This is a genomic window from Chryseobacterium sp. RLHN22 (genome assembly GCF_051011795.1).
Classification (GTDB): domain Bacteria; phylum Bacteroidota; class Bacteroidia; order Flavobacteriales; family Weeksellaceae; genus Chryseobacterium; species Chryseobacterium zhengzhouense.
The window spans coordinates 20,322-34,137 of the sequence record NZ_JBPCHW010000020.1 but is presented as its reverse complement, the minus strand read 5'-3'; the positions used below and the strand labels follow the sequence as shown (position 1 = coordinate 34,137).

Here is a 13,816-nt window from a genome sequence, read left to right as displayed (position 1 = left end):
ATAGAGTTTTTTTCTTTAATCCCAGTCAAAGACTTTTCATTAATTTTATAACACCAAACTATAAAATATCATGAATCTAAAAACATTAATGACGCACACCGCCCAGTACAACAATTGGGTATTCAACAAGTACATTGACTGGCTTTCGACAAAGTCCGACGAACAGCTTAATCAGGAAGTTATTTCAAGTTTTCCGACCATCCTGAAAACATTGCATCATATTTGGCAAACACAGGAATATTGGTGGAGCCACATTGGAGAAAATGATGATTTTGATTTTGCAAAAACCTCTGCAACTATCGACAAAGAAGGAATTTTCAACGGCATCAGAAACAATTCAAAAAAACTAATGGAATATGTCGAAAGTTTATCCGAAGAAGATCTTGCAAAAAATGTAAAAATCGAATCACAATGGTTTCAGTGTGATTTTTCAAAGTATGAATACATTCAGCATATCGTTTTGCACGGAACGTATCACAGAGGACAAATTGTAACGATGGGACGAAATGTCGGAATCACCGATGCACCGATGACCGATTACAATTTCTGGAATATTTACAAGGATGCAGATGTAACTGTGAGTTGAATTAAACAATTTAAATAGGTAACCGTTCTATCATCAGAGCGGTTTTATATTAAAACAAATTCTTAAGTTTACAGCTTCTTTCAACCTCAAAAGTCTCTACAATGGAAAACAAAAAAGATGAAAATATTCTGGACAATGGCCCATTCTATCACGGTACAAAAGCAGATCTTCAAATCGGAGATTTACTGACTGCCGGATTCAAATCGAATTATTACTCTGAGATCATCATGAATCACATCTATTTTACCGCATTGCAAAATGGCGCAGGATTAGCTGCTGCACTGGCAAGAGGTGATGGCCGTGAACGGATTTATATCGTGGAACCGACAGGAGAATTTGAAAATGATCCCAACGTAACCGATAAAAAGTTTCCGGGAAACCCTACCCGATCTTATCGCAGCACAAAACCTGTGAGAATCGTCGGTGAAGTAACAGACTGGATCCGGCTAACAGACGAAGAGCTCCAAAACTGGCGGGAAAGAATTGCCAAGCTTCGGGAAAACCCCAACGCTGAAATTATCAATTAGAATTGCAAATCGCAATACTCTATAAAACATCACCAATGAAAAAAACCTTTGAATTCCTTAAACAATTAGAAAAAAATAACAATCGTGAATGGTTTGCCCAGCACAAAGCAGAATATGATTCGGTTGTAAAAGAAAACAAAACATTGTTTAATAAGATTTATGCTGAGCTTCAGGAATATGATAATTTAAAAGGAATCCATATTTTCAGAATTTACAGAGATGTCCGCTTTTCCAAAGATCAGACGCCCTATAAAACTAATTTTGGGGTTGGATATTCCCGTTCAAAACCTATGTTGAGAGGTGGATATTATATTCATCTAGAGCCCGGCAACAGTTTTGTGGGAGGTGGATTCTGGGGACCGGATGCTAAAGACCTGCTCCGCATCCGTAAAGAATTTGAAATCAGTACTGCAGAAATTGAGAAAATTACTTCAGACAAAACATTCATAAAATATTTTGGAGAAATTAAAGGCGATGCCGTAAGAACTGCTCCCAGAGGTTTTAGGAAAGATCATCCTGCCATAGACCTCATCAGAAAAAAGCAATATGTAGTCATGAGAAAATTTACGGATAAGGAAGTTCTGTCCGATGATTTTCAGAAAGAAGCTGTTCTCACCTTATTAGCCATGCGTCCTTTTTTTGATTATATGAGCGAAGTATTAACTACGGATTCGAATGGAGAACCTCTATTTGAAATATAAAACTGTTTAAGATTTCTGCTTTGCTCAATCAGGCTTCTATTTTATTATTTTTTATAACAGACTATTTTATCCCAGAGAATTACGTGTATCAATTTACATATATAATTCTAATCGTTGATATCTAAAGATTGCTTGGCAGTAACAGAACTTTTTTTGTGTAATTATATTGCGAGTGTTTAATATTTCACATAACTTAGATTAAATTTATATCAGATGCTTCGAATTATAATATTCCTCTTATTGCTACCATTCTTTTCCTGCAGCCAAGAATCAAAAGAAGATTGGCTGGCGCAATTTGTAGTAGATATACAGCTTTTGAAATAAAGGTTTTCGGTATTACACTTAAATTTAAGATTAAATTACAGCACTTTAATTATCACAATGAAAAACGTATTATTACTTCTTACATTGATCCTATTTCTTAGTTCATGTAGTGAAAAATTTAACGGAAAAGATGAGCAGAGTTTTAAGCTTTCAAGAGAAAAAGTTGAAAAAGAGCTCGACGAAAAAGAAAAAACAAATTTAGAAAAAGCGTTGCGTGTTGTGCTTACAGAAGCAATGAGGCTAAAGTGGCAGGAACCCGAAAAGTACGAAGGAAAATCTTTTAATAAAATTTCTCTGGAAATGATCAATGGCTTGTCTTATTCATCTCTGATCGATTTGGCTGAAGATATTCTCAAAGAAAGAAACAAAAAGAAAATTACTGAATTAAGTACAGAAATTGATAGTTTAAAGACACAAATAAAAGAACTCTCAGCAGCCGAAAAAAAACTTAACCTCTTCAAAGTAAGCTCAATAAAAATTAAAAAAGAAGACTTTTTTGATGAATTGGTTCCACAATTAGAAATTGATTGTCAGTATATAGGAAAAACCAACCTTATCGGTCCAAAAGAAATTGGTTTTAAACTGTTGAAAAAATCAACTCAGGAAGTTTTAAAATCTGAAATTATCACTAACGGAGACAATGAAAGTATTTTGGAAAGTGGAGACATTATTACAGAAAATCTTATTTTAAGCCAGACAAAAGAAACCAATCCCCAATTATGGAATGCTTCAGAATACCCTATTGAAAACCCAAATCTTAACAACTATGATTTGGAACTGAAAGTAACTGTTTTAAGCTTAATGATAAACGGCAAAAAAATATCTCTGCCAAAAGCAAATAGCAATCAGATCAATTTAGAAATTAAAACTAGGCAAGAAAAAATTAATGAATTGAAAAGTTTGAAAGGAACTTTAGATGACTTAGAATTGACCAATTAATAAGCTCAATTAAATTTTATTCATAAATCATGAAAAAACTCATTCTATTTACAATTTTACCGTTGTTACTTTCCTGTCAAAACTCTGATTTTAAATATTCTGATAAAGAAACTTTACAGTTTTTGGAAGATATTTCGAAGAATGCAAAAGTCTCAATCACCGATATTACTGAAATTAAGAAACAACCAACAGACGAATTTGAAATAATCACACGATATCCTTTACCTAAAAAGAGATTAGAAGAATACCGTAAAAACAACGCAACCTTAACCAACAGAGATGATGATATATCAGATTTCGCAACTTATACGATAAAAGAGTACAAACTTACGAATGAAAAAGGTGAAGATTTAAAGCTTGTAGACAATGGCAAAGCGAATTATCTACAAGAATATCCACTTTGGGAAAACAACCATATTTTATATCAAAATGTAGGAATTCCTCTAAAGCTCAACAAAAATTTCGAAAAGCTTACAGGGTTTATCACGATAGAATTTGAAATGCCCAATAAAACTAGAAAAGAGAAACAAATTCCTGTAAACATTTCTGTTTATGATAAAATTCAGGAATAATAAATCAAAAAAACGTTTCTCCTATTTCCCATCTCCAAGTTTACAAATTAAAATAATTTAGTAATTTCAGCTTTTTAAAAGATTTCAATTCAGCATTATGAAGAATTTCGAAAGAGTTTACAAAATGTCTTTTGCGGGAGTTTATCCGCATTATATTGAAAAAGCAGAGAAAAAAGGGCGCACAAAAGAAGAAGTGCATGAAATTATTTTTTGGCTGACTGGGTATAATGAGAACAGTTTTCGGGAAATTCTGGAAAACAAAACCAATTTTAAAGATTTTTTTGAGCAGGCTCCAAACATTAACCCAAATGTTTCACTGATTAAAGGAGTAATTTGTGGTTATCGGGTAGAAGACATTGAAGACGAGCTGATGCGAAACATCCGCTATCTCGACAAGCTGATTGATGAGTTGGCAAAAGGAAAAGCAATGGACATGATTTTGAGGAAATAAATGAAATCATTAAGCAAGAAAATTTCAACAGTAATTATTTTTATTCTACTTAGCAATTGTAGCACAAAAAAAGTTATTCCTTTTGGAGAATATGTAAAACTCCATGAGGAAAGTAAACTGGAATACATTAATGACGTGAATATGATTACCAAAGCAAATGAACTTCGCGCTCGGAAAACTGACTTTATCGCCTACAAAAGCTATTCTATCGGAAGCGTAATATTAAACAAAATAGATTCCGGCACTTGCCCAAATTGTAATCCTGACTATCCTCTTTTTTTATTTTGGAATGAAAACGGTAAAACTTGGATTCAAAAGTTTGATAATTGCGGAGAATACTTCCCTTTGGAATTAAACGATTCTAAAATTGCAGATTTTGTTAGCAAAAATTTTAAAATCATTAAATCTGAAAAGATAAAGTACTACCGTACAGATAAAAATATGGTTTCAATCATAGATCACTCCACTTTCAAACAATTTTTGATTGTCAAGTCAAATATTGAAATTTATAATCATTTTGACATACACAATTTATCCAATGATTCTGATGACCCGAATATAAATTATCAATACAACAACAATCTAAAAATTGTAAAGTTAGATAAGATGATTAAAAAAGAAATTATAAAACTAGATTCTCAAAATCTTTTTAAAAGAGATTTATTAAAATGTAAGTAGCTTTTAGACAATAAACATTATTTTATGAAAAATAATATCTCACAATATTACAACGATTTCGGCTACATACATTCAGAAAACTTTTTTTCAGATAAAGAACTACAGCAAATTGAAGTTATTTTAAAGAAGTTCCATGAAAATTGGCTGAAAGCAAACGAAAAAGATTATCAGTCGGGATTAATCAACAGTCACAGTCTTACTTCAAGTAAATTCATTAGTCATGAAGAACGCTTGGAAATTTTCAAATTCATTGCTCAGGATAAAATTTCAAAGATTATTCAAACCATTATTCCAGGGAAAGCTATATTTCTCAATACCCAGTTGTTTTTCGATCCTTTCAATAAAAATCAGAACAATTACTGGCATCGCGATATTCAGTACACCGGAATGAGTATTGACGAACAGAAAGAAAAAATCAAAACGCAAAACGTTCTTCATTTCAGAATTCCATTACAATCTGAACTAGGAATTGAATTAATTCCAACGACCCATAAAAACTGGGACTTAAAAGAAGAAGAGGAAACCAGACTTTCTATGAATGGCAGAAAACCAAGTGACAATCTTCAGCGAGGAAAAATAATCAGCTTAGATCGCGGTGATCTGTTAATTTTCTCCGCCAACATGATTCATCGTGGACTTTACGGAAACAACCGTTTTACTTTTGACATTATTTTCTGTGACGACACTCCTGAATTCCGGACTTTTATTGATTTTAAAAATCATCCCACTCAAAAAGAATTAAAGTCCTTAAGCACTCGATTTTTCTGAGAAAAAGCCGGAAAAATATCTTTTGTCAATTTAAAACTAATAAAAAGATAAATTGAAGTTTTTGTACTTCAATAACATCCATCCTACATCATCCGCTTCATCAAATCATCAAAAACCCCTTCCCCATTTCAAAAAACTTTCCGAAATTTACAACCTGTACGTTAAACAAAAATTAATGAATTAAAAAAATTTAAACAGAACATACAGTAAAACTTAGCATAAGTTTTCTTCGGGGCAGGGTGAAATTCCCTACCGGCGGTTACAGTCCGCGACTCCTTTCTTTTTTGAGAGGACTGATTTGGTGAAATTCCAAAACCGACAGTTAGAGTCTGGATGGGAGAAGAAAATGAAACAATCGGTGAGACTATTTCGGTAGACTCGTCGTATTGTATTTCATTTCCATGTACCGAAGTGTATTTTAACTTTTAAAAGTAAAATAACATGGAAAAATTATTAGAAAAATTCGGAGTAAGTCCGAAAGAGCGTGTAGAAAATGCACTGCTGAAATTACAACAAGGCAAAGGAATCCTTTTAGTAGATGATGAAAACCGTGAAAATGAGGGCGACATCATCTTTCCCGCCTCTACCATCACAGAAAAAGACATGGCACTTCTAATCCGCGAATGCAGTGGAATTGTCTGCTTATGTATTTCTGAAGAGAAAAGCAGACACCTTAATCTTCGCCCGATGGTGGAAACCAACAATTCTAAAAATCAAACTGCATTTACGATTTCGATTGAAGCTAAAGAAGGTGTAGAATCCGGAGTCTCAGCGAAAGACCGTGTAACAACCATCCGAACTGCAATTGCTGAAAATGCTTTGGCAGAGCACATCGCAAGTCCCGGACATGTGTTCCCGCTAATTGCCAGAAAAAACGGAGTTCTTGAAAGACGCGGTCATACGGAAGGAAGCGTAGATCTGGTAAAAATGGCCAATCTTGGCGATGACGCCGTACTTTGTGAATTAACCAACGAAGACGGAACGATGGCAAGGCTTCCGGAAATTATAGATTTTGCGGAAAAGAGAAATATGACCGTAGTTACCATTGAAGATATTCATACCTATCGTACAATGATTTTAAGTAACTAAAAAAAGGGTTTAACGTACAGAAACAGTCCGTTCGGGTTTTACTTGAGTGGATTTTTTTTATTCGTAATCAAATAATTATAAAAATATTTCACAAATGATATATCTTTAACAAAAATGAGAAATGAAAAAAACTCTATTGATTTTAATCTCTACAGGCAATTTATTATCTGCACAAACTACGATCACAAAAGCATTTAACGATCCTGTTATCGGAGAAGCTGTTAATAATGTCAATGTCATCGGAACAGTTGATAATTCAGCAACGGGAAGCAATGTCACCTTCAACAATGCAAGTTTGACAGCTGGTTCTGCATCAGTAGCAAACTACTCTGCTCCTACTCCGTCTGAAATTTCTACATTTCCGGGCTCAACCATAAAAATGACAGGTGGCGGAAATACGGCTTACTATAAACAGACTGCAACAAAACTTGAAATCACAGGATTGGTAACTCCGGATGCAACATTGAATTTTTCTGCCAACAACGGAACATTCATCAGTTATCCGGCTGCTTTTGGCTATTCCGAAAACGATACAGCAGCAGGAACATTTACGGCAACGGCAGGTTCAGGAAACTTCTCCGGGACTATTACTATTTCTGCAGATGCATCGGGAACGCTTCTTATCGGAGCTAAAACCTATCCCAATGTTTTAAGGATAAAATCCGTACAGAATTTCACACTTACTGTATTCGGCTTTCCTGTAGGAACTGTAGCAAATACATCATATGCTTATTATGACAGTCTGCACAAGTCTCCATTATTAAGTACGACCAACGCAGTGATTACCGTACAGGGAAACCCACAGACCACGAATATGGCACAGGCTCTGAATGAAGCTTTTCTTGCAGCTTCAGACTTAAAATTAAAAGAGAAATTAAGCATTTATCCAAATCCGGCGCAGAATTTCATTCAAATTAAAGGTGAAATTGAAAAAGATGCTAAAATCAACATTTACGGAATAGACGGAAAATTAATTAAAACCACCGATTCAAAATCCGGCAAAATTGAAATTTCAGAGTTAGCTTCTGCTGTTTATTTCATTGAAGTTTCAGGTTCAAAGACATCCAAAGCAACTACTAAATTCATAAAGAAATAAAATTATTTTTATAAAATTTTTAACCGTTCTACATTTTAGAACGGTTTTTGATTGATCGCTTCTGTAAACCTTGTTTATTTAACATAACCACCAAATCACCCAAAACTTTGAAGCTATGAAAAAAATATTGCTACTTGTCCCTTGTTTTCTGTTTACAGAAATCATTGCTCAGGAATTAGGTTCGAACCCACCGGCAAATTTTACTCCTGAAGATAAGATGAACATTATAAAAACCAATATTACGGGTTACGCTTTCAGAAACATCAATTTATCATATGAAAGATCAATCAACCGTTGGTTTGCAATTAATGTAGGTTTCGGAACAGTTGCAGAAGGCAAAGTTCCTTTTATGAATGCTTTTCTGAGCGACGAAGATGAAAAAGATTTTCAGAATCTGAGAATTAAAGCTACGAATTTTACCATTGAGCCGAGATTTTATATCGGGGAAGGCTACGGGAAAGGATTTTATTTTGCTCCTTACTACCGTTACTCTAAGGTATCATCCAATACTTTTGATTTCACTTATGATTATACCGCATTGAACAATACCTATCCTATTCCGCTGAAAGGAAACGGAGAGGCAAGCGGAAATAGCGGCGGACTCATGATCGGCGCACAATTCTTCCTGAATAAACAACATAATCTTGTTTTGGATTTCTGGATTGCGGGAGCACATTACGGCTCCGGAAATGGTGACTTTAGCTTATCAAGTGATGTAGTTTTAACTCCCGATATGCAGGCACAGCTAAAAAAGGAAATTGAAAATCTTGATATTCCATTTGTAGAATACACCGTAGAAACCAATGCTAATGGTGCAAGAATAAAAGTAGACGGTCCTTGGGCAGGATTCAGAAGCGGGTTTTCTCTCGGTTATAGATTTTAAGAACTAAAAAACGCCTTCATCAGTTGAAGGCGTTTTATATTTTAGCTGCTGTAGCATTCTTTGAATCTCGAAATAAGATTATCCAGAGTATGACGCTGTACATAAACCGTTTTCACCTCTTCATACCTTGGAGATTTGTAAAACACTTCATGGAAATCCATACTCCCGTTACCCACTTTTACAATTTTCTGAACATCAATGTTCAGTTTTTTCAATTCATCTTTTAAGACCTGAAATTCGTCTTGTATATTATTCATCTTTATATTTTTGTTTTTGATTAAAAAAATAATAAAATTCACATAACTAACCCCTGCTAAAAACAACAAAAAGCTAATTTTTTAATAAATTTAGCAATTCTATTTGAAATAACCATGGGGTTGATCATATTTTTTGTAGTTATAGTAAATTACAAAAACCGTACCTAAGTCCGTAATTGTGAATCAAAAGTGAATTTAATATTAATTTAATGTTAACAAATGCAGTATTAATGATGCTTTGCATAATTGTTTCTTACTGAATCATTTAAAATAAATTCCGAACCGGTTTAATAAATTAGCTTAAAAATTTTTAATATTTTTTTAACTTTAAGCTTATCTGACCATCAAAAAAGAAATCACTTTCTTATGAATTTCATCAAAGCAACATTCTTGTTAGGATTAATAATGTTTTCAACCTTAAATTTTGCTCAAAAATACGAGCCTGTTATTCTTGAAGCTAAAAAAGGAGATGAAAGCAAGAATACATCAGACAAAAAAGAAAATACCAGATATTTCTTACAGTTTGGTATCATGTCTAAAAACCATGAGAAATTTAAAGACAAATACGGAGTATCTGTCGTTTACGAAAACTGCGTTATCACTGCCTATATGTCTGAAAAAGCAAAGAAGAACAATCAGGAAACCGCTCGATATTTAAACGAAAAATATGGCGAAAGCTGGAAAAAAGATTTAGAAATAGTTCCTTACGGATTATAAATTCTGCTGTTCTTCCACTTCAATCTCATGTCTTAGCTGTGCTTTATATAAAGTAGAGTAATAGCCATTTTTATCAAGGAGTTCAAGATGTCTACCTTCTTCAACGATTTTACCGTACTCCATCACGATGATTTTGTCGGCTTTTTCTATGGTCGAAAGTCGGTGTGCAATGATAATGGAAGTCCTGTTTTTGGTAATTTTCTCAGTTGCTCTCTGAATTAATTTCTCACTTTCGTGGTCTATTGATGAGGTTGCTTCATCGAGAATAAGAATTTTCGGGTCTGATAGATATGCTCTTAAGAAGGACAACAATTGTCTTTGTCCCAATGAAATCGAAGAACCTCTTTCGCTAACAACATATTCATAACCTCCCGGAAGCTGCTCGATAAATTGATCAACTTCAATTTCTTTGGCTCCCGCTTTTATTTTTTCTAAAGTGATCTCATCATCGCCGAAAGCAAGATTTTCATAAATGCTTCCGTGAAAAAGGAAAACATCCTGCAAAACCACACCGATATGACTTCTCAGATTATACAGCTCGTAATCTTTTAATTCAACATCATCAATAAAAATTTCTCCTGAATTGATATCATACAATCTAGTAATCAAGCTGATAATGGTAGATTTTCCGGCTCCGGTTGCACCGACAATCGCAACAGTTTCTCCAGGATTTACTTTAAAATCGATCCCCTTCAAAACCTCCTGCTTTTCATCATAAGAAAAACGCACGTTTTTGAATTCTATCTTACCGTCGAAGTGATCTTTTTTTACAGTTCCCGTATTCGGCATCGCGTAATCTTCGTCCATGATACCCAAAACTCTTTCTGCCCCTACAATTCCACGCTGAATATTATTAAAACGGTCTGCAATCTGCCTCAACGGACGAATCAACATTGAAATAAACTGAATAAAAGCAATCACAACACCTGCACTGATCGTAATATATCCTCCGTAGAAGAGTACAAATCCGATGAACAATGACGAAATCAATTCGACGACAGGAAAAAACAGTGAAAAAATAAATACTGTTCTGAGTAAAGCACTTTTTAAAGTAATATTAATTTCATCAAACTTTTTAAATTCAGCCTGCTGTCTGTTAAATACCTGAATAATCGGCATTCCCGCTAATCTCTCCTGAACAAATGAATTTTGTGTGGAAGTCCAGTTTCTTTCGTCTCCAAAAGCTTTTTTTAATCTTTTCTGAAAAAATCTTGTGATTACAACCATTAAAGGTAAAATCGCAAGAGAAATATAGCTTAGATGAACATCCACCTGAAACATCATGAAGAGAACAAAAATAATTCTCAAAACGTCTCCGAAAACCATCAGAAAACCATCTGTATAAACCGTTGCAATGGTTTCAACATCTCCAACCGCTCTTGTTACCAATTGCCCGATCGGTGTTTTATCGAAAAAAGCCGTTCTGAAATAAATCAGTTTATTGTACAACCTCTCACGAATATCTCTGATTACATTCTGCGAAATGTAGTTGGAAAAATAAACCAGAAAGAAGTTTAAAACAGTTTCCGCAAAAACCAACCCTACCAAAGCATAAATATGCTTCATCATCAAAGCTTTGTCTTTCAGCTTTGTAATATCATTATCTACGATCTGCATTGTGAGATAAGGTCTGTAAGTAGAAACAACGGATAATATAACGGAAATAATCAGGGTAAAAATAAACCAGCTACGAAACTTCATTCCAATGAAGAACAGCCTTTTTACAATTGCCCACGTATCTTGTTTTTTCATTATAGAAATTGACGTAAAGAATTAGTTTGAAAAAATTCTCTGCAAAAATACGGCTTTATAATTTTAAAGGCTGAAAAAACTGAGATAGAAATAACAGATATATTTCGATTGACAGATACCGTTAAAGAATATTCTTTTTCTCCTCAGCTCCGATTTCTTCAATTTCCCAAACCTGACTTTTTGAAACTTCTTTTTTAAATTTATTTTCAAGAATTTTATAAACCCCGTAAACTGCTCCAATGGCAAACAGCCAACTGATAATATTAATTCCTGAAAAACCGGAATAATTATTTTCGTTCAGGTAATTCGGATTACTAAAAACCATGAAAATATCGTAAGTGACCAAAAAGAAAATCTGAAAACCCAAATAAATGCCTATTGCCAAAAGGCCGAAATACCATTTCGTTTTGCCAAATCTTTCAGCCAAACCGGCATAATAACGATAAGCTCCCACAAGAATAATAATTGACATCATTGTTTTTAGTTTGATATAAAATTAATGATTTATTTAAAATCATAACCTACGTCTACCAAAAAAAGTGCATGAGCCGGCGCAGAAGTTCCTGCAGAATTTCGGTTTTTATTTTCTATTACTTTTCTCACATCTTCAGGCTGAATTTTTCCTGAACCTACCTCAACCATTGTTCCGACAATTGCTCTTACCATATTCCTTAAAAATCGGTTTGCCGAAATGGTAAACTTCAATTCGGTTCCGTTTTGCTCCCATTCTGCTTTGTACATTTTGCAGAGATTGGTTTTGTTGTCGGTATGAAGCTTCGCAAAGCTTGTAAAATCTTCGTATTCAAATAAGATCTTACATGCTTCATTCATTTTATTAATATCTAAAGATTTTCGCCAGTGTTGCCAAGCCGAATCCTGAGTAAAAGGATTTTTTTCTAAGGAAATGTAATATTCATACGTTCTGAAAGTTGCATCAAAACGGGCGTGAAAATCATCTTTAACCTGGAAAATTCTCCTTATACCAATATCGGCAGGTAAAAAACTGTTTAGTTGATGAACTAATTTTTCATTCAGAACCTGTTCTGTGTCAAAGTGAGCAAACATTCTCTTGGCATGAACTCCAGTATCGGTTCTTCCGGCACCAGTTGTTTTGATTTCTTCTCTTAAAATCGTTGAAAGTGCTTTTTCCAGTTCTTCCTGTACAGAAATATCTTTCGGCTGAATCTGATAGCCAAAATAATTTTTACCGTTGTAAGAAAACTCTATAAAATATCTCAATATAATATTATTTGAATGTAACGAATCCATCTTCTAATATGACCGAAATCATAAATCAGCTGAAGTTTAATCGTATTTTAAACCTTCTGCAAAAATACTTTAATTTGATGATAAAAAAATATAGATTTTTGTTGAAAACTCATCAAAAATAACATCCGTAAACCTATGAAAATTCTTATTTTTGCAAACGTATGAAAAGATGGTATCTCTATCCTTTTTCTTTAGGTTATCATATGGTTACGGGGATCCGAAACACAATGTATGATCTGGGAATTTTTAAATCTACGAAATTCAAGACTCCGATTATCAATGTCGGTAATCTTTCTGTGGGCGGAAGCGGAAAATCACCAATGGTGATGTATCTCGCAAAATCACTATCTAAATATTATAGAACAGGTGTACTTTCCAGAGGTTATGGAAGATTGACGAAAGGATATGATGTGACCAACTACGACAGTAATTACAAAACTGTGGGTGATGAAGCGATGCAGCTTTTTGAGCGTTTTAAGAACCGTTTTGTGATTGCCGTTTCCGAAGACCGAGTTCCCGGAGCAAGAAAAGTAATCGACGATATGGATCTTGATGTTTTGATTCTTGATGATGCAATGCAACACCGAGCCATCAAAGCCGGATTCAATATTCTGATGACTGATTTTAATGATCCTTATTTTAAAGATCACCTTCTTCCTGCCGGAGATTTAAGAGAATCCAGAGCCGGAGCAAGCCGTGCCGATATTATCATGGTCAGCAAATGTCCCGATGAACTTACTGAGGAAACCAAACAATATTATATTTCAAGAATTCGTCCTACAAAAAATCAAAAGGTGTTTTTCTCCTCGATCGGCTATGATGAAAATGTTTATGGTACAAGAGATAAAATGCTTCCTGATAACAATCTGAATTATTACGATATTCTTTTAATTACAGGAATTGCCAATCCGAAACCCTTTTTGGCTCATTTGGCTAAATTTTCCCAGCGCGTAAAACATTTAAAATTCAGAGACCATCACAATTTTTCTGAAGCAGATATCAAAAATATTCTCGCTGAATATAAAAAACTGGGTGAATACAAATTAATTCTCACCACTGAAAAAGATTACGTTCGTCTGAAAACTTTCGATTATCTGCGTGATTTGGTGTATTACTGGCCAATCAATGTGGTCATTGATAAAAAAGAAGAATTCAATCAGACGATTATGAATTATGTGAATAAAAAATAAGAGAAATCTGCAGCAAT

17 protein-coding genes and 1 riboswitch are annotated in these 13,816 nt (G+C 34.0%); of the genes, 13 read left to right on the top strand and 4 right to left on the bottom strand.

What is annotated here, in order from left to right:
- Positions 1-70 precede the first annotated feature (70 nt).
- From ACR1PN_RS16945 to ACR1PN_RS16895, 11 genes are all read left to right on the top strand, one after another.
- On the top strand, positions 71-586 hold the full coding sequence (locus ACR1PN_RS16945; protein WP_433980981.1) for a DinB family protein: 516 nt from the start codon (positions 71-73) through the stop codon (positions 584-586).
- Between the two features lie 101 nt (positions 587-687).
- A complete protein-coding gene (arr, locus tag ACR1PN_RS16940) occupies positions 688-1,113 on the top strand; it encodes an NAD(+)--rifampin ADP-ribosyltransferase (protein WP_433980980.1) in 426 nt (141 codons plus the stop codon).
- A gap of 35 nt (positions 1,114-1,148) precedes the next feature.
- A complete protein-coding gene (locus tag ACR1PN_RS16935; RefSeq protein ID WP_433980979.1) occupies positions 1,149-1,814 on the top strand; it encodes a DUF2461 domain-containing protein in 666 nt (221 codons plus the stop codon).
- Between the two features lie 381 nt (positions 1,815-2,195).
- Positions 2,196-3,077: a DUF6694 family lipoprotein gene (locus ACR1PN_RS16930; RefSeq protein WP_433980978.1), complete on the top strand. Its 882-nt coding sequence runs from the start codon at positions 2,196-2,198 to the stop codon at positions 3,075-3,077.
- A 29-nt stretch (positions 3,078-3,106) separates the two neighbouring features.
- Positions 3,107-3,649: a hypothetical protein gene (locus tag ACR1PN_RS16925; protein ID WP_433980977.1), complete on the top strand. Its 543-nt coding sequence runs from the start codon at positions 3,107-3,109 to the stop codon at positions 3,647-3,649.
- 97 nt (positions 3,650-3,746) lie between these two features.
- Complete coding sequence (locus ACR1PN_RS16920) at positions 3,747-4,100, top strand: DUF2200 domain-containing protein (RefSeq protein ID WP_433980976.1); 354 nt, start codon at positions 3,747-3,749, stop codon at positions 4,098-4,100.
- A gap of 141 nt (positions 4,101-4,241) precedes the next feature.
- Entirely contained in the window at positions 4,242-4,778 is a 537-nt protein-coding gene (locus ACR1PN_RS16915) for a hypothetical protein (protein ID WP_433980975.1), read from the top strand.
- Positions 4,779-4,802: 24 nt separating this feature from the next.
- Positions 4,803-5,546, top strand: coding sequence for a phytanoyl-CoA dioxygenase family protein (locus ACR1PN_RS16910; protein ID WP_433980974.1), 744 nt, complete (start codon positions 4,803-4,805; stop codon positions 5,544-5,546).
- Between the two features lie 221 nt (positions 5,547-5,767).
- A riboswitch (FMN riboswitch) is annotated at positions 5,768-5,895 on the top strand.
- A 92-nt stretch (positions 5,896-5,987) separates the two neighbouring features.
- On the top strand, positions 5,988-6,635 hold the full coding sequence (gene ribB, locus ACR1PN_RS16905) for a 3,4-dihydroxy-2-butanone-4-phosphate synthase (RefSeq protein ID WP_378182957.1): 648 nt from the start codon (positions 5,988-5,990) through the stop codon (positions 6,633-6,635).
- 121 nt (positions 6,636-6,756) lie between these two features.
- Entirely contained in the window at positions 6,757-7,731 is a 975-nt protein-coding gene (locus tag ACR1PN_RS16900) for a T9SS type A sorting domain-containing protein (protein WP_433980973.1), read from the top strand.
- A 115-nt stretch (positions 7,732-7,846) separates the two neighbouring features.
- Positions 7,847-8,614, top strand: coding sequence for a DUF3575 domain-containing protein (locus ACR1PN_RS16895; protein ID WP_433980972.1), 768 nt, complete (start codon positions 7,847-7,849; stop codon positions 8,612-8,614).
- A gap of 41 nt (positions 8,615-8,655) precedes the next feature.
- On the opposite strand, the gene ACR1PN_RS16890 is transcribed toward ACR1PN_RS16895, so the two are convergent.
- Entirely contained in the window at positions 8,656-8,871 is a 216-nt protein-coding gene (locus ACR1PN_RS16890) for a hypothetical protein (protein ID WP_378182967.1), read from the bottom strand.
- A 366-nt stretch (positions 8,872-9,237) separates the two neighbouring features.
- On the opposite strand from ACR1PN_RS16890, the gene ACR1PN_RS16885 reads away from it, so the two are divergent.
- Positions 9,238-9,588, top strand: coding sequence for a hypothetical protein (locus ACR1PN_RS16885; protein WP_433980971.1), 351 nt, complete (start codon positions 9,238-9,240; stop codon positions 9,586-9,588).
- Here the strand turns inward: ACR1PN_RS16885 and ACR1PN_RS16880 are convergent.
- The 3 genes from ACR1PN_RS16880 to truA all read right to left on the bottom strand — a co-directional run bounded on the left by ACR1PN_RS16880 (position 9,583) and on the right by truA (position 12,609).
- Positions 9,583-11,340 carry an ABC transporter ATP-binding protein gene (locus tag ACR1PN_RS16880; protein WP_433980970.1) on the bottom strand — a complete coding sequence of 586 codons (1,758 nt, stop codon included), beginning with the start codon at positions 11,338-11,340 and terminating at the stop codon, positions 9,583-9,585. The genes ACR1PN_RS16885 and ACR1PN_RS16880 overlap by 6 nt on opposite strands.
- Positions 11,341-11,461: 121 nt before the next feature.
- The gene (locus tag ACR1PN_RS16875) at positions 11,462-11,815 is read right to left on the bottom strand and encodes a hypothetical protein (protein WP_433980969.1); all 354 of its coding nucleotides are present in this window, start codon (positions 11,813-11,815) and stop codon (positions 11,462-11,464) included.
- A 29-nt stretch (positions 11,816-11,844) separates the two neighbouring features.
- Positions 11,845-12,609: a tRNA pseudouridine(38-40) synthase TruA gene (gene truA, locus ACR1PN_RS16870; protein WP_433980968.1), complete on the bottom strand. Its 765-nt coding sequence runs from the start codon at positions 12,607-12,609 to the stop codon at positions 11,845-11,847.
- 161 nt (positions 12,610-12,770) lie between these two features.
- Here truA and lpxK point away from each other — a divergent pair, with 161 nt between their 5' ends.
- Positions 12,771-13,799: a tetraacyldisaccharide 4'-kinase gene (gene lpxK, locus ACR1PN_RS16865; protein WP_433980967.1), complete on the top strand. Its 1,029-nt coding sequence runs from the start codon at positions 12,771-12,773 to the stop codon at positions 13,797-13,799.
- The last annotated feature ends 17 nt before the right edge of the window (positions 13,800-13,816 follow it).